This window comes from Rhizorhapis suberifaciens, assembly GCF_014200045.1.
In the GTDB taxonomy this organism is placed as follows: domain Bacteria; phylum Pseudomonadota; class Alphaproteobacteria; order Sphingomonadales; family Sphingomonadaceae; genus Rhizorhapis; species Rhizorhapis suberifaciens.
In genome coordinates this window covers 333,069-359,162 of record NZ_JACHOV010000003.1, presented here as the reverse complement: position 1 = coordinate 359,162, position 26,094 = coordinate 333,069, and the positions used below count along the sequence as shown (strand labels likewise).

At 58.9% G+C, this 26,094-nt stretch carries 24 protein-coding genes; 17 read left to right on the top strand and 7 right to left on the bottom strand.

All coding sequences use genetic code 11. From position 1 onward, the window contains the following. Nucleotides 1-30: 30 nt before the first annotated feature. Nucleotides 31-1,494 carry a pyruvate kinase gene (gene pyk / locus HNQ99_RS05900; RefSeq protein ID WP_184474697.1) on the bottom strand — a complete coding sequence of 488 codons (1,464 nt, stop codon included), beginning with the start codon at nt 1,492-1,494 and terminating at the stop codon, nt 31-33. A 104-nt stretch (nt 1,495-1,598) separates the two neighbouring features. Between pyk and HNQ99_RS05895 the strand changes: the two genes are divergently transcribed. The 14 genes from HNQ99_RS05895 to HNQ99_RS05830 all read left to right on the top strand — a co-directional run bounded on the left by HNQ99_RS05895 (nt 1,599) and on the right by HNQ99_RS05830 (nt 11,555). Next, nucleotides 1,599-1,883 carry a DUF1244 domain-containing protein gene (locus HNQ99_RS05895; RefSeq protein WP_407692304.1) on the top strand — a complete coding sequence of 95 codons (285 nt, stop codon included), beginning with the start codon at nt 1,599-1,601 and terminating at the stop codon, nt 1,881-1,883. A 62-nt stretch (nt 1,884-1,945) separates the two neighbouring features. Then, the gene (locus HNQ99_RS05890; RefSeq protein ID WP_184474695.1) at nt 1,946-2,188 is read left to right on the top strand and encodes a DUF2312 domain-containing protein; all 243 of its coding nucleotides are present in this window, start codon (nt 1,946-1,948) and stop codon (nt 2,186-2,188) included. Nucleotides 2,189-2,328: 140 nt separating this feature from the next. Further along, a complete protein-coding gene (locus HNQ99_RS05885; protein WP_184474694.1) occupies nt 2,329-3,072 on the top strand; it encodes a YebC/PmpR family DNA-binding transcriptional regulator in 744 nt (247 codons plus the stop codon). Between the two features lie 96 nt (nt 3,073-3,168). Next, nucleotides 3,169-3,660 carry a crossover junction endodeoxyribonuclease RuvC gene (gene ruvC / locus HNQ99_RS05880; protein WP_184474693.1) on the top strand — a complete coding sequence of 164 codons (492 nt, stop codon included), beginning with the start codon at nt 3,169-3,171 and terminating at the stop codon, nt 3,658-3,660. Then, nucleotides 3,657-4,262: a Holliday junction branch migration protein RuvA gene (gene ruvA / locus HNQ99_RS05875; RefSeq protein WP_184474692.1), complete on the top strand. Its 606-nt coding sequence runs from the start codon at nt 3,657-3,659 to the stop codon at nt 4,260-4,262. The genes ruvC and ruvA overlap by 4 nt, the downstream gene beginning before the upstream one ends. Before the next feature lie 70 nt (nt 4,263-4,332). Next, entirely contained in the window at nt 4,333-5,358 is a 1,026-nt protein-coding gene (gene ruvB / locus HNQ99_RS05870) for a Holliday junction branch migration DNA helicase RuvB (protein ID WP_184474691.1), read from the top strand. Nucleotides 5,359-5,499: 141 nt separating this feature from the next. Further along, nucleotides 5,500-5,967: a YbgC/FadM family acyl-CoA thioesterase gene (locus HNQ99_RS05865; protein WP_184474690.1), complete on the top strand. Its 468-nt coding sequence runs from the start codon at nt 5,500-5,502 to the stop codon at nt 5,965-5,967. Next, complete coding sequence (tolQ, locus tag HNQ99_RS05860) at nt 5,964-6,671, top strand: protein TolQ (protein ID WP_184474689.1); 708 nt, start codon at nt 5,964-5,966, stop codon at nt 6,669-6,671. The genes HNQ99_RS05865 and tolQ overlap by 4 nt, the downstream gene beginning before the upstream one ends. Further along, the gene (tolR, locus tag HNQ99_RS05855; RefSeq protein WP_184474688.1) at nt 6,671-7,117 is read left to right on the top strand and encodes a protein TolR; all 447 of its coding nucleotides are present in this window, start codon (nt 6,671-6,673) and stop codon (nt 7,115-7,117) included. The genes tolQ and tolR overlap by 1 nt, the downstream gene beginning before the upstream one ends. Before the next feature lie 12 nt (nt 7,118-7,129). Continuing rightward, nucleotides 7,130-7,948: a cell envelope biogenesis protein TolA gene (locus HNQ99_RS05850; protein WP_184474687.1), complete on the top strand. Its 819-nt coding sequence runs from the start codon at nt 7,130-7,132 to the stop codon at nt 7,946-7,948. Further along, nucleotides 7,945-9,273 (top strand): Tol-Pal system beta propeller repeat protein TolB, encoded by a 1,329-nt coding sequence (gene tolB, locus HNQ99_RS05845; protein WP_184474686.1) that lies wholly within the window; start codon nt 7,945-7,947, stop codon nt 9,271-9,273. The genes HNQ99_RS05850 and tolB overlap by 4 nt, the downstream gene beginning before the upstream one ends. A 101-nt stretch (nt 9,274-9,374) precedes the next feature. After that, nucleotides 9,375-9,881, top strand: coding sequence for a peptidoglycan-associated lipoprotein Pal (pal, locus tag HNQ99_RS05840; RefSeq protein WP_184474685.1), 507 nt, complete (start codon nt 9,375-9,377; stop codon nt 9,879-9,881). 157 nt (nt 9,882-10,038) lie between these two features. Then, the gene (locus HNQ99_RS05835) at nt 10,039-10,659 is read left to right on the top strand and encodes a DJ-1/PfpI family protein (RefSeq protein WP_184474684.1); all 621 of its coding nucleotides are present in this window, start codon (nt 10,039-10,041) and stop codon (nt 10,657-10,659) included. 176 nt (nt 10,660-10,835) lie between these two features. Next, entirely contained in the window at nt 10,836-11,555 is a 720-nt protein-coding gene (locus HNQ99_RS05830) for a DUF899 family protein (RefSeq protein ID WP_184474683.1), read from the top strand. Nucleotides 11,556-11,613: 58 nt separating this feature from the next. On the opposite strand, the gene HNQ99_RS05825 is transcribed toward HNQ99_RS05830, so the two are convergent. Beyond that, nucleotides 11,614-11,916, bottom strand: a complete 303-nt coding sequence (locus tag HNQ99_RS05825) for a hypothetical protein (RefSeq protein ID WP_184474682.1) — start codon at nt 11,914-11,916, stop codon at nt 11,614-11,616. A 25-nt stretch (nt 11,917-11,941) separates the two neighbouring features. After that, on the bottom strand, nt 11,942-14,821 hold the full coding sequence (locus HNQ99_RS05820) for a M16 family metallopeptidase (RefSeq protein ID WP_184474681.1): 2,880 nt from the start codon (nt 14,819-14,821) through the stop codon (nt 11,942-11,944). A 158-nt stretch (nt 14,822-14,979) separates the two neighbouring features. Here HNQ99_RS05820 and clpB point away from each other — a divergent pair, with 158 nt between their 5' ends. Together clpB and HNQ99_RS05810 are read left to right on the top strand one after the other, a co-directional pair. After that, on the top strand, nt 14,980-17,559 hold the full coding sequence (clpB, locus tag HNQ99_RS05815) for an ATP-dependent chaperone ClpB (RefSeq protein ID WP_184474680.1): 2,580 nt from the start codon (nt 14,980-14,982) through the stop codon (nt 17,557-17,559). Between the two features lie 51 nt (nt 17,560-17,610). Then, nucleotides 17,611-18,354, top strand: coding sequence for a 2OG-Fe(II) oxygenase family protein (locus tag HNQ99_RS05810; RefSeq protein ID WP_184474679.1), 744 nt, complete (start codon nt 17,611-17,613; stop codon nt 18,352-18,354). A 1-nt stretch (nt 18,355) separates the two neighbouring features. Here HNQ99_RS05810 and HNQ99_RS05805 read toward each other — a convergent pair whose 3' ends face one another. From HNQ99_RS05805 to xseA, 4 genes are all read right to left on the bottom strand, one after another. After that, nucleotides 18,356-19,342 (bottom strand): hypothetical protein, encoded by a 987-nt coding sequence (locus HNQ99_RS05805; RefSeq protein ID WP_184474678.1) that lies wholly within the window; start codon nt 19,340-19,342, stop codon nt 18,356-18,358. Between the two features lie 72 nt (nt 19,343-19,414). Beyond that, nucleotides 19,415-22,294, bottom strand: coding sequence for a TonB-dependent receptor plug domain-containing protein (locus HNQ99_RS05800; RefSeq protein WP_184474677.1), 2,880 nt, complete (start codon nt 22,292-22,294; stop codon nt 19,415-19,417). A 767-nt stretch (nt 22,295-23,061) separates the two neighbouring features. Beyond that, nucleotides 23,062-23,271, bottom strand: coding sequence for a DUF2093 domain-containing protein (locus tag HNQ99_RS05795; protein WP_184474732.1), 210 nt, complete (start codon nt 23,269-23,271; stop codon nt 23,062-23,064). Between the two features lie 40 nt (nt 23,272-23,311). Continuing rightward, complete coding sequence (gene xseA, locus HNQ99_RS05790; RefSeq protein WP_184474676.1) at nt 23,312-24,814, bottom strand: exodeoxyribonuclease VII large subunit; 1,503 nt, start codon at nt 24,812-24,814, stop codon at nt 23,312-23,314. Here xseA and purD point away from each other — a divergent pair. Next, nucleotides 24,813-26,093, top strand: a complete 1,281-nt coding sequence (gene purD / locus HNQ99_RS05785) for a phosphoribosylamine--glycine ligase (protein WP_184474675.1) — start codon at nt 24,813-24,815, stop codon at nt 26,091-26,093. The two genes, xseA and purD, sit on opposite strands and share 2 nt — an antisense overlap. Nucleotide 26,094 lies beyond the last annotated feature (1 nt).

The following is a 26,094-nucleotide window of genomic DNA, read 5'->3' as shown; positions in this document are numbered from 1 at the left end:
CCTAGATTTCGGAAAAGGACTGCGCCCGCCTCATTCTCCCTCGTCGCGTCCTTTCAATTCATCGCCCGTGATCGTCGCCACATGAAGCACATTGGTGGAACCCGGCGTACCGAAGGGAACGCCCGCAACCATGATGACCTTGTCGCCCGCCGTGGCAACGCCGCTGCGCAGCGCCATGCGACGACCCTTGGCGATCATTTCCTCAAAGCTGCCGATGTCCTTGGTCCGGACGGCATGAACCCCCCAGAGCAGGCCCATGCGCCGGGCGGTATCGAGGCGCGGGGTCAAGGTCAGGATAGGCGGAACGGGCCTTTCACGGGATACGCGGCGCACCGTGCTGCCTGAAGCGGTGAAGCAGATGATCGCGCTTGCCGAAACCGTGCGGGTAATGCTGTCAGCCGCTTCTGCCAGCGCGTCGGCGGTGGTGGCATCCGGCTTCGTTTCGGTAAAATGAAGCCGCGCGAAATAGCCGGGGTCGCGTTCCACGCTATGCGCGATGCTGTTCATGATGGTGACCGTTTCTTCCGGCCAGTCCCCGGCGGCGGTTTCAGCGGACAGCATGATCGTGTCGGCCCCATCGTAAACGGCGGTTGCGACGTCCGACACTTCCGCGCGAGTGGGGGTCGGCGACTTGATCATCGATTCGAGCATCTGCGTCGCGACGACGACAGGTTTACCAACGCGGCGAGCGCTAGCCACGATATGTTTCTGCAGCGGCGGCACGGCCTGAGGCGGCAGTTCAACACCCAGGTCGCCGCGCGCCACCATCACCGCGTCGCAAACCTCCAATATCTCGTCCAGGCGCTGCACGGCGGCGGGCTTTTCAATCTTGGCGAGCAGCGCGCCATAGCCGCCCATCAGCCGCCTGGCTTCGGCGAGATCCTCCGGCCTCTGCACGAAGGACAGCGCGACCCAGTCGACCTTTTGCTGCATCGCGAACGCGAGGTCTCGACGATCCTTGTGGGTCAGGGCTGCGAGCGGCACCACGACATCGGGAATGTTGACGCCCTTGCGGTTGGATAGCGCCCCGCCAACCTCGACCACCGTCTCGATACGATCATGCGTCACCGACTTGACGCGCAACACCATTTTTCCGTCGTCGAGCAGCAGCCGGGTCTCCGGCTCCAATGCCTCATAAATCTCTGGATGAGGCAGGTTGACCCGGGTCGCATCGCCTGGTGTTTCATCGCGGTCCAGCCTGAACTTCGCTCCGACCTTCAGAACGGCGACACCGTCGGCAAATGTGCCGACGCGCAGTTTTGGCCCCTGAAGATCGGCCAATATGGTGGTGGGACGGCCGAATTCCTTCTCCAGCCCCCTTATGGCTTCTATCCGGGCAGCATGGTCGGCATGATCGCCATGGCTCATGTTGATCCGGAAGGCATCAGCCCCTGCTAAATACAGCTTGCGGATCATTTCAGGGCTGTTGCTGGCCGGGCCCAGCGTCGCCAAAATGCGAACCTTGCGCGATCTTGGACTTATTTTCTTGGTCACACCTGCTCCTGCGCATTAAGGGCCGCCTCTATATGAGGGCGACCTATGGAATGATTGAATTTCCCAGCTGCACGACAAGGAGAACGGATTTGCCCGACAACATAATGAATGATGCCGCCGCCGCAACGGTTTTCCGGCGACTGCTTTCACATTTGCAGCATCGCAAAGACGCGCAGAATGTCGATTTGATGGGGCTTGCAGGTTTCTGCCGCAACTGCCTGGCCGACTGGCTGGCCGAGGCGGACCCGGCGCTCAGTAAGGAAAAGGCGCGGGAAATCGTCTACGGCATGCCCTATTCCGAATGGAAAGCGAAATATCAGGGAGAGGCCACACCCGAGCAGTTGGACCGAATGAAGGAAAGCGTGGCGAAGAATGCCGGAAGCCATTAGAGGCTTCGCCACTGATTCATTCGAGGGCCGATCCCGGCCTGTCATGACCTGACGGAGATAATATGAGCGAAGGCAATGTCGCGGCCGACCAGCTGCGCCTTTTCATCGAGCGCATTGAGCGGCTGGAAGAAGAAAAAAAGGGCATCGGCGACGACATCAAGGATGTCTATTCCGAGGCGAAGTCAAACGGCTATGATGTAAAGATCATGCGGCAGATTGTTCGGCTGCGTAAGATGCCGGTGCATGACCGACAGGAAATGGAAGCGATTCTCGAAACCTATAAGGCGGCTCTAGGTATAGAATAAGCTCCGGCCCCGTTCAGAGGCGGATAACCCGGCAAGGCTGAAGGCGGCACTGCTCCAGTTCGAGCGGCGCTTGCCCTTTTGACGCGCGCTGGTGTAAGGCCGCCCATTATCTTTCAACTCGCAGACCAGAACCCAGACCCATGGCAGGCCATTCCAAATTCAAGAACATCATGCATCGCAAAGGCGCGCAGGATAAGAAGCGCTCCGCGATGTTTTCCAAGCTCAGCCGCGAAATCACCGTGGCGGCGAAGATGGGTATGCCCGATCCGGACATGAACCCGCGCCTGCGTCTGGCCGTCAATGCCGCCAAGGCGCAGTCGATGCCGAAGGACAATATCCAGCGCGCCATCGACAAGGCAAGCCAGGCGGGTGGCGAGGATTATGAAGAAATTCGCTATGAGGGCTTCGGCCCCGGCGGCGTGGCGTTGATTGTAGAGGCGCTGACTGACAACCGCAATCGCACAGCGACCAATGTCCGGACTGCCTTTTCAAAAAATGGCGGAAATCTTGGAGCTTCAGGCGCTGTAAGCCATGGCTTCGACCGCCTGGGCCTCATCACTTATCCAGCCAAGGCAGGCGATCCGGACAAGGTGTTCGAGGCCGCGCTGGAGGCAGGCGCGGAAGACGTGGCCTCCAACGATGATGAGCATGAAATCTGGACGGCTCAGGACATGCTGCACGAGGTCGCAAAGGCGCTGGAGCCGGTGCTCGGAGAAGCCGAAGGCGCGAAGCTGGCATGGAAGCCGCAGACGATGGTTGATGTGGATGAGGCCGCCGCGCAATCGCTCTTCAAACTGATCGATGCCCTTGACGATGATGACGACGTGCAGACCGTCTGGGGCAATTATGAAGTTGCCGACGAGGTGATGGAGAAGCTCGGTTAGCATTGAGGGAGAAACCCGTTTGCCCCATGCGGATCCGAGAGACGCTGACCGGGTGCGGATGCGTCCCGACTTCGCCCCGCACGAACGTTCTCTTTCATGATCATCCTCGGCCTTGACCCCGGTCTTGGGACAACCGGCTGGGGCGTCATCGCTGCGGACGGCAATCGCCTTTCCCATGTTGGTAACGGCCAAATCAAAACCGACAGCAACATGCCCCTCGCCAGCCGCCTGCTGGTACTGGACCTAGCCCTCACCGACCTGTTGCTGGAGCACAAGCCGGACAGCGCCGCGGTCGAGGAGGTGTTCGTCAATAACAACCCGCAATCGACCCTGAAGCTTGGCCATGCCCGGGGGGTGGTTTTGCTGGGCGCATCCCGATCCGGGCTTGAGGTTGGCGAATATGCGGCGCGGCTGGTGAAAAAATCGGTCGTCGGCGTCGGCAACGCCGCCAAGGAACAGGTTCACGCCATGGTTTCACGCTTGCTCCCGGGCGCAAAAATTGCAGGAGCGGACGCTGCGGACGCGCTTGCCGTCGCGATCACGCATGCGCATCATATGGCGAGCGCTAGGAGGCTGGGGGGACGATGATTGCAAAACTGAAGGGTTTGCTGGACAGCACCGGTATCGATCATGCCATCATCGACGTGCAGGGTGTCGGCTATCTGGTTGCCGCGTCGTCCCGGACGCTGGCCTCCCTGGGCCCGGTGGGCGAAGCCTGCACCGTCCATACCGAAATGCTGGTGAGTCAGGATTCGATTCGCCTGATGGGTTTTGCCAGCGCGGAGGAACGCGACTGGTTCCGCCTGCTGACCAGCGTTCAAGGCGTGGGCGGGCGAGTGGCGCTCGCCATCTTGTCGGCACTCGGACCCGCAGAGCTGCACCGCGCCGTGGCAACCGGCGACAAGGCGATGATCGGACGCGCCAATGGTGTGGGACCAAAGCTGGCGGCGCGGATCGTCAATGAGCTGAAAGACAAAATCGGCGCAGCGGCGATCGGTCCCGGCATGGCTGCAGGATCGTCCGCAGCACCAGTCGGCAGCCACGCGGCCGATGCCGTATCGGCGTTGCAGAATCTGGGCTTCCGTCCTGCAGAGGCTAGTACAGCCGTGGCGGCGGCGGAAGCAGACCTGGGCGACGGCGCGACGCTCGACGCTTTGGTGCGACTGGCGCTTAAGAAGGCGGCGAAGTGAGGAGGATAAGAGATCAGCGTCAGCCCGTTCTGCGCTTTCGTGGATATGCCGAACAGGGTAAGTGCAGTCGATGACCGACGCCAACCGCATCATCACCCCTGCCCGTCGCGCCGAGGATGTGGACGCCGCGTTACGGCCTAAAACCCTGGATGAATTCGTCGGGCAAAAGGGTGCGCGGGAGAATCTGCGCATCTTTATCGAGGCGGCGAAGACGCGGGGCGAGGCGCTGGATCATGTGTTGTTCTTTGGACCGCCGGGACTCGGCAAAACCACGCTGGCGCAAATCGTCGCGCGGGAGATGGGCGTGGGCTTTCGCGCCACCTCTGGTCCAGTCATCGCCAAGTCGGGCGACCTGGCGGCGCTCCTCACCAATCTGGACGAGGGCGACGTCCTTTTCGTCGATGAGATCCACCGCCTCAATCCAGCGGTGGAGGAAGTGCTCTACCCGGCGATGGAGGATCGCGCGCTGGATCTGATGATCGGCGAAGGCCCCTCGGCGCGTTCCGTGCGTATCGATCTGCCGCAATTTACCTTGATCGGAGCAACGACCCGTCAGGGGCTGCTGACCACGCCACTTCGCGACCGCTTCGGCATTCCGGTGCGGCTGAATTTCTACACCGTGGAAGAATTGGAGCTGGTGGTGCGACGCGCGGCCCGCTTGCTCGACCTTGCCATTGCCGAGGATGGCGCGCACGAAATCGCCCGTCGCGCACGAGGGACGCCCCGCATCGCGGGACGGCTGTTGCGCCGGGTGCGCGATTTCGCGAATGTCGCAGGCCAGCCCGTAGTTGACGCAAAGGCGGCAGATGCGGCGCTTACCCGGCTGGAGGTCGACAATCTGGGACTGGACGCCATGGACCGCCGTTATCTTCATATGATCGCGGATATTTACCGGGGCGGACCAGTAGGCGTGGAAACGCTTGCGGCCGGTCTGTCCGAACCACGCGACACGATTGAGGAAGTCATCGAACCTTATCTGATCCAGCTCGGCCTCATCGCCCGAACGGCCCGCGGCCGCTGCCTCAACGGCAGGGGATGGAAGCATTTGGGGCTGGTTCCTCCCGCGGATCTGGATCAGGGCGGGCTATTCGATTGAATTCCTGCTGCCTGGAAGGCAGAGCACAGCTAATTCTTTCGGATAAACAGCCATGTTTTAGCAAGACCGGCTGTTGGATTAACGCGCCGGACTGCACATTATCGCTTTGCGCCGAGTCCCCCTCCGGCTACTGAATGGGCCATGATCGCACCCGCTCCACTAAAGCCAGCAACCGGCCGGTTCCGCGAGGGAGTGCATGAGTTCCCGGTCCATGTCTATTTCGAGGATACCGATTTGTCTGGCATGATCTACCATGCCAATTATCTTCGCTATATGGAACGAGCGCGCTCCGACATGCTGCGCCTCGTAGGCATCGACCAGCGTCAGGGCCATGAAAATGGGAATGGTGTCTATGCTCTTTCCGATCTTAGCATAAATTACAAGCGCCCGGCAAAGCTCGACGACGATTTGCTTGTGGTCAGCAAGGTTGTGGAAATCCGCGCCGCCAGTTGCCGCATTCATCAGACAGTCATATGCAATGACCAGATATTGACCGACGGTGAAGTAACCGCAGCCTATTTGTCGCCCGGCGGTCGGCCGCAGCGGCAACCAAAAGCCTGGATCGACATTTTTACACGTCTTCAGAATGGGGAAGATATCAGCTTATGAGTGCATCGCTTCCGTCGATATCCTTGATGACCGAGGCCGCGACCATATCTCCCTTCGCCTTGTTCATGCAGGCGGACATAGTGGTGAAGCTTGTCATGCTGGGGCTGCTGTTCGCCAGCATCTGGACCTGGGCAATCATTCTGAGCTTCGCGACCAAACTGTCCAAGACCAAGAAGGCCTCAGATAAATTCGAACATGATTTCTGGCGCTCGGAAGATATCGACCGCTTTTACGACCTGCACGACCGTTCCCATTTGCCCAGCGCAAAGGTCTTCGCGGCTGGCGTGAAGGAGTGGCGGCGTTCCACCAAGGGGAGCGCGGTCGATCGCGAAGGCACACGCGACCGGCTTTCCACGGCCATGAGCGCCGCCGTGGCGTCGGAGGTCGATCATCTGTCCGACCGTCTCAATATCCTGGCCACGGTGGGCAGCGTCGCTCCCTTTGTCGGCCTGTTTGGCACCGTCTGGGGCATTATGCGCAGCTTCACCTCGATCGCGGCGGAAAACAACAGCAGCCTTGCGGTCGTGGCCCCCGGCATCGCCGAGGCGCTTTTCGCGACCGCCATCGGGCTGTTCGCCGCCATTCCGGCGGTGGTCGCCTATAACCGCTTCAGCCATGGCATTAACCGGCTCGAATCCCGGCTCAATCGCTTTGCTGACGGCTTTTACACGACGTTGAGCCGAGAGCTTGAGGGCAACCGATAATGGCAATGGGTGGTCTTCCCTCGGGCCGCCACGGCCGCCGCCGCACGCCGATGGCGGATATCAACGTGACGCCGCTGGTGGACGTCATGCTGGTGCTGCTCATCATCTTCATGGTGACAGCACCCCTGCTTGTCACAGGCGTGCCCGTGAACCTGCCTGAGAACCGTGCGAAAGCGCTGGAGCAGAGTCAGGAGCCGGTACAGGTGTCGCTTGACGCTGACGGACGCGTGTATGTCAATGACGTAGAGACGGCGATGTCGGACCTTCCCGATGTGCTGGACCAGATCAAGCGGGACAAGGGCAATGGAGGGGAAGCGCCGCAGGTCTATCTCCGCGCCGACCGCGTGCTTGATTATGGGCAGGTGATGATGGTGATGGGCGAGCTTAATCGCGCGGGCCTCAACCGTGTGGCGCTGGTCAGCACCGATTCATCCGGCAAGAGCTAGGACAGCCGGATCATGGAGCGCGCTGAGAAAATTGGCCTTGGCATAGCGACGGCGGGACATGTGCTCCTGTTCGGCGTGTTGTCCGTCGGCTTTCTCTCGACGCCAAATCCCCTGAAACTTCGGACGCCGCCCATTGAGGTTCAACTGGTCGATGAGGTCGGTCTTGAAATGGCCGCACCGAAGATCTCGCGGGAGGAAATGCGCGCGAGTCAGGCGCCCGAAGTGGGCCCGACCGAGGACGCCGAGCCGGAGCCGATGCGGCCGGCGGAAGCGGAGCCCACCCCTGCTCCTCCAAAGATAGAGCCCACCCCCGCGCCCAAGCCCGCTGAAAAGGCGAAACCCAAGCCTGCTCCGCCAAAAAAATCCGAAGCCAGGCCCCAGCCGCCCAAGGCCAAGCCGCAGCCGGAAAAGCGCGCACGCGGGTCACGGCTCGGTGACAATTTCCTGAAGGGAATTCAGACGGAACGGCAAACCGGTACGGCAGTCACGCCGCCCGCTGAAAAGATGAGCAGCGCTCAAGTCGCCAGCCTCAACGCCGAAATTTACCGGCAGTTGAAGCCCTTCTGGAAGCCGCCTTCGGGCGCGGACGCGGAATTGTTGAAGACGCAGCTCAGCGTTTATCTCAATCGCGACGGTTCCGTGCGGGGACAGCCCGAGGTCGTGGGAACCACCGGCATCACCGCCAGCAATGAGGGCCAGGTTCAGCTCCATCAGGAACGCGCCGTCCAGGCGGTCATGCGCGCCTCGCCATTCAAGAACCTCCCCCCCGAATTTTATGATGAATGGAAGTGGCTGAAGCCGCTCAATTTTGACGGAAGGCTTGCCCGATGAAGATAATGAAGATTGTCCTAGCCGCGTTTACGGCCCTGTTGGCCTCCGCTGGTCCTGCGGCGGCCCAGCTCAGCGTCGATGTGACCGGCGAAATCGACAGCGACCTTCGCATCGCCGTCCCCGCCATGCCGAGCGACCAGAATGTCGAAACCCCCGCCGGCTCCACCACCGTTCTCGGGCGGCAGGTTGCGGAAGTCATCGCGTCCGACCTGCGCGGCAGCGGCCTTTTCCGCCCCATGGGTCCTGCTGGCGTCAAGCAGATCACTTTCCCCGAAGTCACAATGCCCGACTTCCCAACATGGACGAGTTCCAACGCGGAGGCGCTGGTACAGGGTTTCGTCCGCGCCAATCCAAATGGCGAGCTGACCGTCGGCTGTTACCTCTATGACGTCGCATTGAAGCAGGAGCTGACCCGCGCCGGCTATGTCATCGCTCCGCGCGAATGGCGGCGGGCGGCACATAAATGCGCGGACGCCATCTATGCGCGGCTCTCCGGTGAATCGCCTTTCTTCGACAGCCGCATTGCCTATATCGCCGAAAGCGGCCCCAAGGATCACCGCACCAAGCGGCTTGCCATCATGGATAGCGACGGGGCCAATCACCGCTTCATCACCAATGGCCAAAGTATTGCGCTGACCCCGCGCTTTTCGCCCGACTATGGCTCCATCGTCTATGTGAGCTATATCGGCCGGCGCGTCCGCATCTATGTCTATGACATCGGCACCGGCAAGCAGCGGCTGGTGACCGAAAGCAACAATCCCACCTTCGCCCCGCGCTGGTCCCCGGATGGGAAGACCATTCTCTTTTCCATGGCGGTGGCGGGTAACACCGACATCTATCGCGTCTCCGCCAGCGGCGGCACGCCGACCCGTCTGACCAATACCCCGGGCATCGACGTCGGAGGAAGCTATTCTCCCGACGGGTCGAAGGTCGTGTTTGAAAGCGATCGTTCCGGATCGCAGCAGATCTATGTCATGGATGCCAATGGCGGCAATCAGCACCGCATCAGCTTTGGCGGCGGGCGCTATGCCACTCCCGAATGGAGCCCGCGCGGCGACCTGATCGCCTTCACGAAGATTGTGGGCAATTTCCGCGTCGGCGTGATGACGCCCTCGGGCGGGGGCGAACGGTTGCTGACCAATAGCTGGCAGGATGAAGCCCCCACATGGTCGCCCAATGGCCGCGTCATCCAGTTCTTCCGGACCAGCCAGGGCAAGACCGGCAAGTCCGAGATCTGGCAAGTCGATCTTACCGGCGTCAACGAACGCAAATTGCCGACGCCCATTGACGGTTCGGATCCAGCCTGGGGCCCGCTGCTGCCATGAGCGGCGGGAACTGATTCATCTTGACTGCGTAACAAATACAAACAACCATTGCCTCCAGTTTCCGGGGGGCGGCATTCGTTTTTAGTTCGAAGGAGAAAAACATGAATAGAACGACCCGCAATGTGCTTATCGCGACGTCCATCCTGGCGCTGGCGGCCTGCGCCAAGAAAGCACCGCCCGAACTTCCCCCCGCTCCCGCACAGTCGGAGCAGGCTCCCTACACCCCGCCGTCATCCGGCCCGGTCAAGGGCAGCCAGGAAGATTTCATGGCGAGCGTGTCGTCCGACCGGATTTTGTTCGACACCGACAAATATGATGTCGATGCCCAGGACCAGGCCACGCTTCAAAGCCAGGCTCAATGGCTGCAGGCCAATCCCAATGTTCGCGTCACCGTTGAAGGTCATGCCGACGAACGCGGCACCCGCGACTATAACCTTGCGCTGGGCGAACGCCGCGCCAATGCCGCCAAGAACTACCTGGTCTCGCTGGGCATCCCCGAAGCGCGCATCAGCACCATCAGCTATGGCAAGGAACGCCCCGCCGCGACCGGCTCAGACGAAAGCGCCTGGGCCCAGAACCGCCGCGCTGTAACCGTGACGGTACAGTAAGGCTCCGGCCTGACGAAAGATGGCCCGCCGGTCGGCTGATCGGCGGGCTATTTTGTGGCTTCTGGACTTGTATAGAGAAGCCCGTTGATAGCTGCCGTGCATTTCGCCCCAGCTTCAGCTATGCACGCTTTCGAACAGGTTGTTGGAGGAAGCGTTCATGCAGATTGCGGTTTTGACGTTCGAGGGGTTCAATGAACTGGACTCGTTCGTCGCGGCAGCAATCCTCAACCGCATGAAGGCGCATGGTTGGGCGGCGCATATCACTTCGCCCACACAACAGGTTACGTCCATGAATGGCGTCATTGTCCAGCGTCAGAAGCCCCTGGAGTATACGGCCGAAGCCGACGCCGTTTTGATCGGCAGTGGCATTAAGACCCGCGAAATTGCAGCAGACGGCGATCTGCTGTCTCGCATCAGGCTCGACCCGTCGCGCCAGCTCATTGCCGGGCAATGTTCGGGCACTTTGTTGCTCGCGAAACTAGGACTGCTCGGCGATCTGCCTGCCTGCACCGACCTGACGACGAAGCCTTGGGTAATTGAGGCCGGCGTGAAGGTAATTGATGCTCCCTTTGTCGCACATGGCAACGTGGCAACGGCCGGAGGCTGCCTTGCTTCACAATATCTGGCGACTTGGATGATCGCTCGTGGCGCTTCCATGCGCGATGCCGAGGAAGCAATGCACTACGTCGCGCCAGTGGGAGAGAAGGCGCTTTATATACAGCAAGCGACGGCCGCTGTTGCACCCTTTCTCATGCCAGAGAATACTATCGCGGCTTAACTTCTGCTCCGCGAACGCTCTGTCGGTGTTGGTTTACTGGGCGGAACGTCCATGTTTGGGCGCGAGCCGTAAAGCTGCTTCGCCCTGCCAGGGAGTATCGCTGGAGCCGCCAACGGGAACCTTGAGCCCTAGCTGCTGTTCCCCTTTCACCAGCGGGCATCTGGAAAGGTTCAGCGATGGCTCATCTGTCTTACCCCAATGAGAGCGCCCAGTATCGCGACGCGCGCAACGCGCTGCTCGAAGCGGAGATAGCCCTGCGTGCGCAGATCGAGGCAGTGGCGGCGCAACGTCGCGCCCTGCCTTCCGGCGGTGAGGTGCCCGAAGATTATGTGTTCGAACGCCTCGGGGCAAACAACATGCCTGAAAAGGTCCGCATGTCAGAACTTTTTGGGACCCATGACACACTGATCCTCTACAGCTTCATGTATGGGCCCGACCGCGAACGTCCCTGCCCTGGATGCACAAACCTGCTTGATGGCATGGATGGCGCTGCTCGGCATTTGGGGCAACGAGCGGCTTTATATATCGTCGCGAAATCGCCGCTCGCTCGTCTGGTGGCGTGGGCCCATCAACGCGGCTGGGATCATCTTCAACTCGTTTCCACCGACGGCAACAGCTATGATGCCGACTATTTTGGGGACACATCGAAACTATCGCCGGACATGCGCAAGGCCCATGGCGTTCCCGACGGCGAAGATTGGGACGAGACCATCTACAACGTTTTCCGCCGGGAAGAGGGAAGGATCAGACATTTCTGGGGCTCCGAGCTAAGCTTCTCGCGCCCCGAACCCGATCAGGATCATCGGTCCGGCGACTTGGCGAGCCCGCTTTGGGGCCTCCTCGATATGACACCCGAAGGGAGAGGCGCGTTCTTTCCCAGGCTCGATTACGACTGATGGATGGAGCCGAAGGATGCAGCATGGGCACCGACTAGGCTAAGCCATGCTCTGAACCTCAGCTTCGCCGTTTTCCTGACATCGCCATCGCGCCAAAAGCCCCGGCCTGGATTGTACCTGTCAGCGTATCGCCGTCCACAACAGCCTCGGCCATCAGCGTCATCGGCATGGGCACGATCATTTCCATTTTCCAGGCCAGCTTGTTGCCGTCGACCTTGCCATCCTTGACGTCGAGCGATCCTAGCGGTCCCGCATTGGTGCCGTGGAATGTGCCGCCATTGCTGATCACCGTGAACACCGACTGCTGATCGCCCATCGGCGTCTTGGTGATGCAATCATAAGCGCCGTCTACCGTTGCCATTCTTCGTCTCCTGCTGGCGAGATCATTATTTGGATACAGCCGGGGCGCTGCCAGGGGCTTCCACTACGGTTATGGGCATGCCGAGCGCTTCAAGCTGACCCATGACCTTGGCCTTGTCCCCAACGACGACCCAGGTGAATTTGTCCGGATCAATGGCCGCGCGAGCGGCGGCGTCAAGGCCTTTGGCGGTCAGGGCGCGATATTTGTCCGCCAAGCCCTCCACATAATCGAACGGCCGGTCGTAAAGCCGATCCCGCTGCATTTGACCGACCACATCGGCGGAGGTTTCATAGCTCCCGGGAAGTTCGCGAACGCTGCCATTGACGGTGCGTTCAAGCTCGGACTCCGTCACGCCCTTGGCGCCCATGAATTCCTTCATCTGCGTCTTCAGCGCCTCGATGGCGGGGCCGGTCTTGTCGGCCTGCACCGGGGCGCTCAAAATATAGGGAATGTCGTGCTGAACCCGGTTGATGCTGCCCCGCACGCCATAGGACCAGCCTTTCGTTTCGCGCAGGTCCATGTTCATCCGCGACAGGAAATTGCCGCCAAGTACATCGTTCGCGGCAATCAGCGTCACCAGTTCGTCCGTACCTTTGGCGTCCAGCACCTCGCCCGCCAGGATGACCGACTGCGGCGATTGCGGACGATTGACCAGGATGATGCGTTGCTGGTTCGGCGGTGTTTTGACGACGAAGTTCTTCTCCCCCTTCACATCGCGGGTCATGCGCCACAGGCCGAATGATCGTTCCAGCAACGGCTTCAGCTCTGCCAGGCTAGTATTGCCGACCGCGAAGATCTCCGCATTATCAGCCCGAATCCAACGGTTATGAAAGCCGGCGAGGTCATTGCGGGTGAGCTTCTCCACCACCGCCGGATCGCCCGTACCGGTGAAGGGCACGCCATAGGGATGCTCCTTCCCGAACAACAGCGGCGGCAAGGTGCGAAGCGCGATGCTCATCGGCTGGGTATTCTCGCTGGCGATGCGGGCAAGCTGGGTCGCCCGCATCCGTTCCAACTCACGCGGCTCAAAGGCCGGGTTCTTGATGATGTCCGCCATCAGGTCGAGCGATGGCGCGAGATTGGGCATCAGCGCATACATGGAGACGCTGGTCCGATCCATGCTGGCGCCAACACTGATACTCGCGCCCAGCCTTTCCTGCTCCTCCGCGATCTGAACGCTGTTGCGGCTGGTCGTGCCTTCCTCCAGCAGGGAAAGCATCAGCGATTGGGTGCCCAGCTTGTCCTTGGGATCGGCGGCGTTTCCGGCATCGAAAACCACCGAAAGCCGAATGGCCGGAATGGTCGCGCGGCGGGCGAAATGCACCTTGACGCCATTGGACAGCGTCGTGGTCTCAACGGCCGGAAAATCGACATTGGGCGTCGGGCCCACGTCGGGCAATTTGCTGCGGTCCACGAAGGTTACGGGCGTCCGGGCTGCGGTCGAGCCTCCACTTTCGTCATCGGGCGCCTTATAGAAAGCGGGCGACGACAATACGCCCGTCCGGCTACCCTTGGACGCAGCGGCCTCCTCATAGGCGTCGCGGTCGCCCGGAACCACCCGAAGCGCATAGACCGGCCGGCGTAGCCATTTCTGCATCGCCGCGGTGACGGAAGCGGGCGTTACCTTGGCGAGCGCGGCTAGGCGCTTCTTGTAGAATTCAGGGTCGTCCGAATAAAGTTCCCCCTCGGCCAGCGCGACGGCCTTGCCGCTAAAGCCGCCGACCTGCTCCAGTCCTGAAATGCGGCCGGAAACCGACTGCGTCGCCATGCGCCGCACTTCATCGGCGGTCGGGCCCTTGACGATATAATCCGTCATGATGGCGTCCAGCCGCTTTGAAACCACCTCGGGATCGATACCTGGCTTCACATCGGCGGTAACTTCTACCATGCCAAGCTGAGAGAATTCCTGGACCTCCGCGGTCACCCGCACAGCAAGCTGCTCGTCCCGCACCAGAATATTATCGAGACGCGAACTGGCAAGGCCGCCAAGGACACTCATGCCGACTTCAAGCGGCAGCGATTCCGGATCGTTCAGCCCAGGCACAATCCAATTGCGATAGAGGCGAGTAGTCGCCACGCGATCCTTCATCACCTCTGACTTGGGGGCAGACAGGGTGGGAACGGACACGGAAACGGGGGGAACAGGCTTGCCCCTGGGAATGTCGCCGAAATATTTTTCGACCAGCCGCTTTGCCTGCTGCGGGTCGATATCCCCCGCCAGCACCAGAACGGCATTATTCGGGCCATAATGGTCGATGAACCATCCCTTCACATCACCAAGGCTGGCCTTGTCGAGATCGGTCATGGAGCCGATCGTGCTGTGGCCATAGGGATGGTCCGGCGGGAGCAGTGCGGCAAGCTGCGCATATTCGACTAGGCCATAGGGCTGATTGTCACCCTGCCGCTTTTCGTTCTGCACAACGCCGCGCTGGTTATCCAGCTTCTCCTGTGTCACCGCGCCCAGCAAATGGCCCATGCGGTCACTTTCCAGGAACAGAGCCACCTCTAAGGCAGATGTCGGCACCGTCTCGAAATAATTGGTTCGATCGAACCAGGTCGTGCCGTTGAAATCCGTCGCTCCAACCTGCTGAAGCGGCTCGAAGAAATCGCCTGAAGCATTTTCAGAACCGTTGAACATCAGATGTTCGAACAGATGCGCAAAGCCCGTCTTGCCTTGGGGTTCGTTCTTCGACCCCACATTGTACCAGACCGACACCGCGACGATGGGCGCTTTCCTGTCTTCATGCACAATGACCCTCAGGCCGTTTTTAAGGGTGAATTCCTTATAGGGAATGTTCACCGCGGAAATTAGCTCTGAAACAGGGGCAGGCTCTTGCGCTGCTGCAAAGGATGCCGACATTGCGAAAGCCGAGGCAGCAAGTGCGAGGGTGAAACGGCGAAACATGTCGGATCCTTGTTTTCATTTCGGGCAGGCCGAACGGGGGAGAATAGCGGCGCGCTTAGGTGGCGCAACCGGTATGACGGGCATGAAGCATTTTCTGAGTTCCACTCTTGTGTTGTAAAAATACAACATTATCTCGAAGCGGAAAGGAACAGGGCAGTATGAACCTCGAAAAATTCACTGACCGCGCAAAGGGCTTCCTCCAATCAGCGCAAACCGTGGCCATCCGGCTCAATCATCAGCGGATTGCGTCTGAACATCTGCTGAAGGCACTACTTGAGGACGAACAGGGCATGGCATCGGGGCTTATCCGCGCAAGCGGCGGCGACCCTGCTATTGCATTGCGTGAGACGGATGCGGCGCTCGCCAAAATTCCGGGAGTTTCCGGCGGAGGCGCGCAACAGACTCCCGGTTTGGACAATGACTGCGTACGCGTGCTCGACCAAGCCGAACAGATCGCGCAAAAAGCGGGCGACAGCTATGTCACGGTAGAGCGTATTCTTCTGGCTCTGACCCTCGCCACCACCACCGCGGCAGGCAAGGCCCTGGCCAATGCGGGCATCAAGGCTGAGGCGCTGAATGGCGCGATCAATCAGCTGCGTGGAGGCCGCACTGCGGACACGGCAAGCGCCGAGGACCGCTATGACGCGCTGAAGAAATTCGCGCGAGACCTCACTGAAATGGCTCGGGAGGGAAAGCTTGACCCGGTGATTGGGCGAGACGAGGAGATCCGGCGCACAGTGCAGATCCTTGCCCGCCGCACCAAGAATAATCCGGTGCTTATCGGTGAACCCGGCGTTGGCAAAACCGCCATTGCAGAAGGGCTTGCGCTGCGCATCGCCAATGGCGACGTGCCGGATTCTTTGAAAGGCCGCAACCTGATGGCGCTCGACATGGGCAGCCTGATCGCGGGCGCCAAATATCGCGGGGAGTTCGAAGAGCGCCTGAAAGGCGTATTGGATGAAGTCAGGGGCGCTGAAGGCGACATCATCCTGTTCATCGATGAGATGCACACGCTGATCGGTGCGGGCAAGAGCGAGGGCGCGATGGACGCATCCAATCTTTTGAAACCTGCGCTTGCACGTGGCGAACTGCACTGCATTGGGGCCACCACGCTGGATGAATACCGCAAACATGTTGAAAAGGACCCCGCGCTCCAGCGACGCTTCCAGCCGGTGTTCGTTAGCGAACCGACGGTGGAGGACACCATCTCCATACTGCGCGGCCTTAAAGAGAAATATGAGCTTCATCATGGCGTGCGGATCACAGATGGCGCCATCGTCAGCGCGGCGACGCTGTCGCATCGTTATATCACCGATCGCTTCCTGCCCGACAAGGCTATCGATTTGATGGACGAGGCGGCGAGCCGCCTGCGCATGGAAGTGGAAAGCAAACCGGAAGAGATCGAAGCGCTCGATCGGCGGATCATCCAGCTCAAGATCGAGCGTGAGGCGCTGAAGAAGGAAACGGACCGTGCATCGAAGGATCGTTTGACCGCTTTGGAAGAGGACCTTGCCAATCTGGAACAGCAGTCCTCCGAACTGACGCAACGCTGGCAAGCCGAAAAAGACAAGATCGCGAGCGAGGCGAAGCTCAAGGAACAACTTGACGGCGCCCGTCTGGAATTGGAACAGGCGCAGCGCAATGGCGATTTAGCCCGAGCGGGCGAACTCAGCTACGGTACGATTCCACAGCTTGAACGGCAACTTGCCGAGGCCCAAGGCGTCACTCAGGGCGCGATGCTGCGCGAAGAAGTGACCGGCGAAGATATTGCTTCGGTCGTTTCTCGCTGGACCGGGATACCCGTGGACAAGATGATGGAAGGCGAGCGCGAAAAGCTGCTCAACATGGAGACCCAGCTTGGCAAGCGCGTCATTGGCCAGGAGGATGCGGTAAAGGCCGTCTCCACCGCCGTCCGCCGCAGTCGCGCGGGGCTTCAGGATCCCCATCGGCCGCTGGGCAGCTTCCTTTTCCTTGGTCCGACGGGCGTCGGCAAAACCGAGCTTACCAAAGCACTCGCCGAATTCCTGTTCGACGACAGCAACGCCATGGTTCGCATCGATATGAGCGAATTTATGGAAAAGCACTCAGTCGCCCGCCTGATCGGCGCGCCTCCGGGCTATGTGGGATATGAGGAAGGCGGCGTGCTAACGGAAGCCGTGCGGCGGCGTCCCTATCAGGTCGTGCTGTTCGATGAGGTCGAAAAAGCGCATAGCGACGTGTTCAACGTGCTCCTCCAGGTACTCGACGACGGCCGTTTGACCGACGGTCAAGGACGGACGGTGGATTTCAGCAATACGTTGATCATCCTGACGTCCAATTTGGGCAGCCAATATCTTTCCAACCTTGCCGATGGGCAGAAGGTGGAGGATGTTGAGCCGCAGGTGATGGAAGTTGTCCGGGCCCATTTCCGACCGGAATTCCTCAACCGTCTGGACGAAATCATCCTGTTCCACCGCCTTGGTCAGGAACATATGGGTCCGATCGTCGACATTCAGGTAGCGCGGGTGCAGAAGCTGCTGAAAGACCGAAAGGTGGAACTGGAGCTGACACAAGGCGCACGCAACTGGCTTGGCCGCGTCGGTTATGACCCGGTCTATGGCGCAAGACCGCTGAAGCGGGCCGTGCAGAAATACCTTCAGGACCCGCTTGCCGACATGATCCTCCGCGGCGATGTGCTCGACGGAACGGCGGTGAAGATCGAGGAGGGCGATGGCGCGCTGGTATTGGAGGTGGTGTGACGCCAACTTAACGCACGTCAAAGGCCGGATGAGCAGAATGAATGGAATGGAATGAGAAAGCAGCTGACCTCTGGACCTCGCCTTGAGTTCAACCAAAGCCTCGACCGGGAAAAACTGGCGAGCCTCATTGAACGAACTGGTTGCGTGCAGATTGCGGACTTTCTTTGCCAAGCCGGAGCGCCAAGTCTCCAACAGGAATTGCTCGCGCGCGCCGATTGGAAAAGAGTGATCAATGGCAGAGAAAAGGTCTTCGAAACTGACGCAAATTATTATGTGACGATGGATCCGGAAGAACGACGCAAGCTTGATGCCGCCGTCTATTCTTCTGCCACGCACGGTTTTCAATTCCAATATGATACCATCAGGATAGCTGATGATTTGCCCTCGCGAGAGCGCGATAATAGCATGCTCAGCCGCTTTGCCCGTTTCATGTGTGAGCCTGACTCGCTGAATTTCTTTCGCAGCATCACTGATGAACCAAAGATCGTTTTTGCCGATGCTCAAGCCACACGCTATCGTGCTGGCGATTTTCTGACCCGGCACGATGACGCTATAGGAGGGAAACACCGCAGTTACGCCTATGTCCTAAGTCTGTCGGCAGATTGGCAGGCGGAATGGGGTGGGCTGCTTCTCTTGAATGATCATCAAGGCGGAATTGCCCAAGCCATCGTGCCGCGATTCAACAATCTTGTTCTGTTCAGGGTAGGGCAACCACATAGCGTGAGCTTCGTGGCTCCCTATGCCGGGAGCGATCGGCTCTCCATCACCGGATGGCTGCGTACCCAAATGCCGTGAATCAGTAAGGGAGGAACCGGTCCGCCCAATCCAGGGCTTGTTCTATCACTGCTCCATGCTTTGCGTGGACATCGACAGCCAGTCGACTATTTCGATCCGAAAAGAAAGATGCGCCAGGGTCTTTTGCGTCTCTCTCACCCCATAGTGCAATATTGTTGGCAATTGCTCCGGGTGGAATGTCCAAGTCCAAAGCTTTTGTGGAGCGGATAGCGGCATCAAAAGGATCGGCGGCCAAATGAGAATAATCTAGCCACTTGTCTTCACCCCAGCCGGACCGCTCCGCAACTACTCTGAACTGGTGCAACTGAATGGCATGAAGGACCAGCGCAAGCCGCGCCAGTCGTCCTGACTGATCTCCATCTACAGTCAGGGCATCTGCAACCACTAACGCGTATTCCCCTCCTTCACTCGACAGATGAAGGGTGGCGCGCGCCGCAAAAGCGAGTCGAGCCGGCCCTCCGCGAAGAACGGATTCCAAAAACTCTCGCCTGGAAGATGTCAGGAACAAGGCTTTAACGCCTGGCTGAGAAATGAGCTCAGGCAAAATGTTGTTCACCCAATTGGATGGTTTGACTATCACAGGTTCCGCAGCAGCCCATGGACGCGCCAGATGGCGGTTCGTGGCCCCGATGGCTGGCAATAGGAGGGGATGATTAATCTCTTTCTTTGCTAGCCCGGCTTTAATATTTGCAATGCCCGCCAAGCAATTCGGTTCACGCAAAACAAACGCTTGCCCCGGCACGTCCAGCAACCTCGAAAGGAGTGTGGAACCGCAAAAACCGATATGAAAAATATAACGCGGTTCTGGTGCCCTCGCTTTTTCATCTTCTAAAAATTGAGACAAGGGCAATTGAAGAGGTTGCCGATCTGACAAGGAACTACGTCCATCGATAAAAGCGGCTTTCCGCAAAGTTTGAGGATTGGTCCAAAGGAGAGAGACTTGGCCAGCCTGCAGATCAATATTGTGGAGGAAGGTACGTTCGATCATATTGGAAGAGAATGGCGCCGGTGGGATCGCAAGCAAAGAAAAAAGCCCGGGCGAGAAGCCCGGGCTTACGATTTAGAAGTGAATTGTGGCGCCAGCAAAGAACGATCGGCCGAGCACATCATATGTATTCGGGAAAGTTCCGCCGCCGGTAGCCGTTGCCCCCGTTGTATCGCCCACCAGCGGAGGCTCCTTGTCAAAGAGGTTCAGGACACCAAAACGCAGCGTGAAGCGATCATCAAGATCAACACTAAGCGTTGAATCGAAATAATTGAACGGCTTGATCGTCTGCAGCACGATTCCCTCCGGGCCTGAAATGTCGGAATCTGCTTTGATCTTCCCGATGAAGCGCCAACGCGTCATAAGATTGATGTTATTCCAGGCCAGATTGACCTCCGCGACATGCTTCCATTTCGGCATGGGCTCCAGATCGCATACAGGGCCGAAAAACCCCGCGCACTGTTCGGCTGGGGACGTGACGTCCGCCTGGAATTTATAATTCCGGGTCCAAGTGCCGGCAAAGCCAAGCGAATAATGGAACCCTTCCTTTTCTCCGCCGCGATAACTCAGAACGATGTCCACACCATCGGTCTTGATAGAGCCAACGTTACCCAAAGTTGACGGAACGCCAACAAAGGTTGGCCCGCTCAAAGAACCATCGACTGGATTGCGCACGATGCTTTGGCACACCGCGCTCGTGGGATCCGGATTATTGAAGCACTGCGCAATCGTGATCGAAGGAGGAGTGTCGCTGATCGCTCCCTTTATCTTGATATTGAAATAGTCGACCGAAGCGCTGAAGCCCGGCAGCTGTGGCGGACTGACTACAACACCGGCCGTCCATGTGTCGGACTTTTCTTCGCTCAAATCGGGGTTGCCGCCCGTAAAAATATTGATCTGACCTGAAATAGGCTGCGGAATGATGCTCACCCCTCCTGGTCCAAACGCTGCCGCGGGGGCGCCTTGTGCGATACAGACAGCTTGAACTTGCGGCGTTACTGTACCTGCGCATGGATCGGCGGTGAGACCGCCCGTACCCGCGACCACAGGAGAAAAGAGTTCGTAAATATTCGGAGCCCGGACCGCTCGCTGATAGATGCCACGGAACCGGACCCCTTCCATGGGAGCCCAATCCCCGCCCAATTTGTAGGTCCATACGCTGCCAACAGTCGAATAGTCAGAGAATCGTATGCCCGCCTCAATGCCTAAGGAATTGAAGAATGGACGATCCTGGATCAACGGCGCCTTAAGTTCAGCGTAGATTTCCTTCACGTCATAGCTGCCAGAGATGTTTTGCCCCTGGCCATAGAAAATCAAGTCGCCGGATGCATAGAGTGGATCGACCGCAGTCCGGCCCTTTTCCTTTCTATACTCACCGCCGACAGAGAAAGCCGCCGGAGCGGTTGCAAGCGGACTTTGCAGAAAACCAATATCACCGCCGATATTGGCGCCGACAATGAACTGGCTGATTTTGGTATCTTCAATTGCATCTCTAAGAACGAAGGCGAGCGCATCCTGAGTGACGGTTTCAAATCCGAACACGTTCAACGGTACACATCCATTCGAAGGATCGAAGCAAGCTGGGGCGCCTCCCGGTCCGGCGACGACGTCAAGTGCCTGCTGAAGCGCCGTGAAGGACAAATCGTTACGGAGAACACTGTGCTTTTTCGACTGGCCATATTGCGCCGACACATCCCAGTTTAGATCACCCAGGTCGCCACGGAAGCCGCCCAGGAACTGCATGTTCTTCGTGTGGAAATCCTCAATGCGGCCGCCCGTCTCGATCATACGGCGCCGGATGCCAATAACCGACGTGCCGGCACGAGCCGTAGGGTCGTCGCCAACGCCAGATCCATCGTTAATCTGCAAACCTGGATTGGCCGCTGTATCAAAAAAGGCCGCGCGCTGCGCATCCGAAAGGAATGGATTACTAGGATCAATATTGAAAAGAAATCCAGCAGTGGCGGTCGGAGCAAGCTGCAGTTGCACCTTCACGTCCGAATACATGGCGCGACCATAGAGCTCGATATTGTCGGTCAGTTCATAGCGTCCGAGAGCCATCAAATTCCATCGTTCAAATGGCGACTGCGCATAATTGACCGGATTGAAATTGTAGAGCTGCACGTCATCGCTCAGTCCACCGCCTGGCGTTACTTGCAGACGGCCGGCCCCGGGAACATCGAAGGCGGTGGGTACAGTGTTGCTCGATCCGCCAGAACTCACCAAGTCAAAGCTGTCGAGAGCAACTGCCAGCCGGGGTCGAGCACCAAAGAAAACGCCCTCCCGCTTCGACCAGCCGCCTGACACTACCAGATTACCCCTGTCGCCGAGCTTTAAACCCGCGGTCAGACTTGCATTGTAAATAGCGCCATCGCCATCGCCAGTAATCTGTGAGCTGCCCTCTGCCGTGACACCCTCGAACTGGTCATTCAAAATGAAATTTACGACGCCGGCAATGGCGTCAGAGCCGTACACGGCTGACGCGCCGCCGGTGAGCACATCTACTCGCTCTATGAGCACGGCCGGAATGGAATTCACATCGACAGCGCCGCTGGTATCGTAAGAGGGCGCGCGCTTACCGTCTATCAGGACCAAGGTACGATTTTCTTCAAGGGCCCGGAGATTAACGGTTGCGGAGCCATCGCCGGGATTGTTGGAGCTTTGCCCAAAGCCCGATGCGAATTGGGGATTGGTGGCCAATATCTGCTCAACGGTGACGGCGTTGGTCTCCTTTATGTCTTCAGCGCTGACAACCGCTACAGGGCTCGACGCCTCCAAATCAGGCCGAGCAATGCGCGACCCGGTCACGATGATCGCCTGCCCTTGAGCTTCAGGAGCTTGGGGGCTGGTAGCAGGCGCCTCTTGCCCGAACGCGGGCATGGAAAGCATCGCCACACCTAATATTGCCGGTGCGACGCTGGCGCGCAGAAGCGCGTATTTCGATGTCTTGGTCACAGTTCCAGTCCCTTATCTCTGGAGAAAGCGGATTTGGAAAACCCACTCAATTTCCCGTGGCCCAGCGAGGTCCGATCTACGCCGGATTATGGAACCGCGAGTAAACTGATGTTGCGACGCTGTTATACAACTGTAAAGTCGAAGATGAAAATGATGTGTAACTTTTCCGTCGCTCTGTGGCGAATATGCCACATAGCATATTAGGGGGTTTGGTATGAAAATTACAGTGATCCATGCTCTGAACGAAAGGATCGTTCAGGGAACCATCTAGAAGGTGGTAACGAATAACATTACGAATTCGTTCCAAAAATTGTGATGGTCGTTCGAGGTAAGGGGAAATTTGCCGAATTTTCTCTCCTTTGGCGTCCTCCTTAAGAGAATAGACGGTATTGTTCTGAGGACCGACCTGTACCCACCTTCCGACGGCTGGCATCGGGACGGGTGAATGGCCATTTCCATACCGTGAGTTCTATTTTTGGGAAGATTCGGATCGTTCAGTGTCTCTACATCTAACTGAAAAACCTCCTGCACCGAACAGACGTAGCCATAGTCCGGTAGACACAGGATCAACTTGAAACGAAATCCTTTGAGAAGCGAAGTCCACGCCGTATCGTGTCGAGGGGGGCTGAGAGATAGCCAGAACCAGCCCAACGCCACCCTCGCTCAGGACGAATGGTTTCCGTTAATCCGGACAGCATGTTTGTGGGCTCGCAGCCCAGGACGAACCTTAACGAAAAACGCTATGCGAGGGAAAACCCCTCGCCGGTTTATGCCATGCGGTTTTTGAGCGCCGCCTGCACGGAAATTTCGGCGGAGGCATAGGCCTCCTGCTTTTCGACACTCCAGTAACGCAGGTCATCCAAGCGGATTTTCTCACCCGTCACGGCGCAAACCACATGGTCACCAGGGGACAGCATCCGAAAATTATAAGCCATATAATGCAGTTTGGCCGGACGGTCGCGGTTCGACATCAACATCGACATATACCCTGTCTATTCTCATCCAAGGCGCGGACTATCATGAAAACAGATCCTGCTGTCGTTTTGCGGAATCTTCATCCCTCGCGGGACCCGGCCTTTTGCTTATGGCCCTAGATGTAGCAGTTTTTGCCTGTTTCTCAAGGCTGGAGGAAATCTCCGCTGCAACGTCATCATCGGCGAACTTCAACGTGACATGACCTGCCGCGCGAGCAGCAACGGCGGTAGGCACCAGCTTCTCTCCGTCCATGACCAACGCATAGCCCTTCGACAGTGGTCGTTTTGGATCGAGCGAGGCCGCAAGGCGCGCCATGCGATCCAAAGCGATTGAGCAATCGGATAGGCGGCGGCGCAACAGCTCGGGGCGCAACCGCACATTATCGAATCTCGCCTGCTCCCGGTCCAGGCGTTGACTGAGAAGTGCAGGGCGGAGCGCGCCCGATGCATCCGCCAGTTCATGCCGGGCTTCACTCAGCCGGTGGGACAGCCCGCGCCGCAACCGCTCCGCCATGTCATCGGTGCGCTGCCTTTGTGGCTGAAGCAAATCCTCAAGACGCGGCATAAGGCGAACTTGCGCCGCCAACCGCTCCTGCGCGCGTTCATGATAGCGCCGCGCACAACGACCGGCGCGCAGGCCAAGCTCAGTCACGGTCGCTATCAATTCGGCCCGCACCGGTACGGCGATCTCTGCCGCCGCAGTGGGAGTAGGCGCCCGGACATCGGCCGCATAATCGCACAAGGTGGTGTCGGTCTCATGCCCCACCGCCGAAATGACCGGAATGCGGCAATCCGCAACGGCCCGGATCACCGGTTCCTCGTTGAAGGCCCAAAGGTCCTCAATCGAGCCGCCGCCCCGCGCCACGATCAGCAGATCGGGACGCGGAATCGGCCCGCCCGTCTCTATGGCATCAAAGCCCCTGATTGCCCGCGCCACTTGCAGCGCCGCGCCCTCGCCTTGCACCAAGACCGGCCACAGGATGACGCGCGTGGGACAACGATCCGCGAGCCTATGCAGAATGTCGCGGATTACAGCGCCTGTCGGGGACGTCACGACACCGATCACTTGCGGCAAATAGGGCAGCGCTTTCTTGCGCGCGCCATCGAACAGTCCTTCGGCGGCCAGCTTCTGTTTCAGCCGCTCCAGAAGCTGCATGAGGGCGCCTTCGCCCGCCAACTCCATCCGTTCGATGACTATCTGATATTTGGATCGTCCGGGATAGGTCGTGATCTTGCCCGTCACCACGACTTCGATGCCGTCTTCCGGACGGAAGGCAAGCCGCTGCGCTCCCGTCTTCCACATCACACCATCGATGACCGCATTCTCATCTTTCAGGCACAGATAAACATGTCCTGAGGCCGCTCGCTTGAAGCCGGAGATTTCGCCGCGCAGCTTCACATGCGAAAAGCGATCCTCCACCGTCCGCTTCAGCAGCGCGGAAATTTCGCTGATGCTGAGCGCGGGCGCGTTGTCCCCGGCGACGTCCTCGGCTAACAGCCTGCCGGACGGATTGAACGGATCATATTGGGAAGGCGTATCGGGCATGAACATCCTGTTGTTGGGCAGCGGCGGCCGGGAACATGCGCTCGCATGGAAACTGGCGCAATCGCCCATGCTCGAAAAGCTGTACGCCGCTCCTGGCAATCCCGGAATAGCCGAACATGCCGAACTGGTCGAGCTTGACGCTGCCGATCACGCCGCAGTGTCATCTTTCTGCAAGGAAAAAACCATCGGCCTGGTTGTGATCGGTCCGGAAGCGCCGCTGGTCGACGGGCTGGCCGACACTTTGCGTGCGGCGGGCGTGCCGGCATTCGGGCCATCCAGGCTTGCAGCGCAGCTTGAAGGTTCGAAAGGCTTCACCAAGGACCTTTGCGTCAAGGCGAACATCCCTACCGCTGCCTATGTCCGCGCCCGGACCGTCAACGAAGCGCTGAGCGCTCTCAGCGATTTTTCCCTGCCCATTGTGATCAAGGCCGACGGGCTTGCTGCCGGCAAAGGCGTTGTCATTGCCATGAACGAGCAGGAGGCCAGAGAGGCCATTGCCCACATGTTCTCCGGCGGGCTTGGCGAAGCCGGGACGGAAGTGGTGATCGAGGAATTTCTTGAAGGGGAAGAGGCCAGCTTCTTCGCGCTCACCGATGGCAAGGCAGTGCTGGCCTTTGGCTCGGCCCAGGACCATAAGCGTGTCGGAGACGGCGACACCGGTCCGAACACGGGCGGCATGGGCGCCTATAGCCCAGCGCCTGTTCTAACGCCTCAGTTGGAGCAACGCGTGTTGGACGAGATCGTGCAGCCAACCGTCGCCGCCATGGCGGCGCAGGGCATGCCTTATAATGGCGTCCTTTATGCGGGCCTGATGCTGACCGAGCAGGGGCCGAAGCTTATTGAATATAACGCCCGTTTCGGCGATCCCGAATGCCAAGTGCTGATGATGCGCCTTGATGAAGATCTGGTGCCGCTACTGCTGGCGACTGCGGAAGGCAAATTGGCGGAACACGGACCAGTGGGCCTTTCCGATGATTCCGCCCTGACCGTCGTCATGGCTGCAAAGGGCTATCCCGGCACGCCGGAAAAGGGCGGAGCTATCAGCGGCATTTCCGAGGCGGAGGAACATGGTGCGAAAGTCTTCCACGCCGGCACGAAACTGAAAGACGGCCAATTTGTCGCCAGCGGCGGACGCGTGCTGAATGTCACGGCAAGAGCTTCGAATGTGACTGAGGCTCAGGCTGCTGCTTATAAGGCAGTTCGAGCCGTTAATTTTCCAACCGGCTTCTATCGAAGCGATATTGGCTGGCGCGAAGTGGCGCGAGAAGCGAAAAGCTGAG

What these genes read in the sequence shown, in the direction of transcription:
- HNQ99_RS05895 (WP_407692304.1), top strand. Translation starts at nt 1,599, where the DNA reads ATGAATGATGCCGCCGCCGCAACGGTTTTCCGGCGACTGCTTTCACAT.
- HNQ99_RS05890 (WP_184474695.1), top strand. Translation starts at nt 1,946, where the DNA reads ATGAGCGAAGGCAATGTCGCGGCCGACCAGCTGCGCCTTTTCATCGAG.
- HNQ99_RS05885 (WP_184474694.1), top strand. Translation starts at nt 2,329, where the DNA reads ATGGCAGGCCATTCCAAATTCAAGAACATCATGCATCGCAAAGGCGCG.
- ruvC (WP_184474693.1), top strand. Translation starts at nt 3,169, where the DNA reads ATGATCATCCTCGGCCTTGACCCCGGTCTTGGGACAACCGGCTGGGGC.
- ruvA (WP_184474692.1), top strand. Translation starts at nt 3,657, where the DNA reads ATGATTGCAAAACTGAAGGGTTTGCTGGACAGCACCGGTATCGATCAT.
- ruvB (WP_184474691.1), top strand. Translation starts at nt 4,333, where the DNA reads ATGACCGACGCCAACCGCATCATCACCCCTGCCCGTCGCGCCGAGGAT.
- HNQ99_RS05865 (WP_184474690.1), top strand. Translation starts at nt 5,500, where the DNA reads ATGATCGCACCCGCTCCACTAAAGCCAGCAACCGGCCGGTTCCGCGAG.
- tolQ (WP_184474689.1), top strand. Translation starts at nt 5,964, where the DNA reads ATGAGTGCATCGCTTCCGTCGATATCCTTGATGACCGAGGCCGCGACC.
- tolR (WP_184474688.1), top strand. Translation starts at nt 6,671, where the DNA reads ATGGCAATGGGTGGTCTTCCCTCGGGCCGCCACGGCCGCCGCCGCACG.
- HNQ99_RS05850 (WP_184474687.1), top strand. Translation starts at nt 7,130, where the DNA reads ATGGAGCGCGCTGAGAAAATTGGCCTTGGCATAGCGACGGCGGGACAT.
- tolB (WP_184474686.1), top strand. Translation starts at nt 7,945, where the DNA reads ATGAAGATAATGAAGATTGTCCTAGCCGCGTTTACGGCCCTGTTGGCC.
- pal (WP_184474685.1), top strand. Translation starts at nt 9,375, where the DNA reads ATGAATAGAACGACCCGCAATGTGCTTATCGCGACGTCCATCCTGGCG.
- HNQ99_RS05835 (WP_184474684.1), top strand. Translation starts at nt 10,039, where the DNA reads ATGCAGATTGCGGTTTTGACGTTCGAGGGGTTCAATGAACTGGACTCG.
- HNQ99_RS05830 (WP_184474683.1), top strand. Translation starts at nt 10,836, where the DNA reads ATGGCTCATCTGTCTTACCCCAATGAGAGCGCCCAGTATCGCGACGCG.
- HNQ99_RS05825 (WP_184474682.1), bottom strand. Translation starts at nt 11,916, where the DNA reads ATGGCAACGGTAGACGGCGCTTATGATTGCATCACCAAGACGCCGATG.
- HNQ99_RS05820 (WP_184474681.1), bottom strand. Translation starts at nt 14,821, where the DNA reads ATGTTTCGCCGTTTCACCCTCGCACTTGCTGCCTCGGCTTTCGCAATG.
- clpB (WP_184474680.1), top strand. Translation starts at nt 14,980, where the DNA reads ATGAACCTCGAAAAATTCACTGACCGCGCAAAGGGCTTCCTCCAATCA.
- HNQ99_RS05810 (WP_184474679.1), top strand. Translation starts at nt 17,611, where the DNA reads ATGAGAAAGCAGCTGACCTCTGGACCTCGCCTTGAGTTCAACCAAAGC.
- HNQ99_RS05805 (WP_184474678.1), bottom strand. Translation starts at nt 19,342, where the DNA reads ATGATCGAACGTACCTTCCTCCACAATATTGATCTGCAGGCTGGCCAA.
- HNQ99_RS05795 (WP_184474732.1), bottom strand. Translation starts at nt 23,271, where the DNA reads ATGTTGATGTCGAACCGCGACCGTCCGGCCAAACTGCATTATATGGCT.
- purD (WP_184474675.1), top strand. Translation starts at nt 24,813, where the DNA reads ATGAACATCCTGTTGTTGGGCAGCGGCGGCCGGGAACATGCGCTCGCA.
- xseA (WP_184474676.1), bottom strand. Translation starts at nt 24,814, where the DNA reads ATGCCCGATACGCCTTCCCAATATGATCCGTTCAATCCGTCCGGCAGG.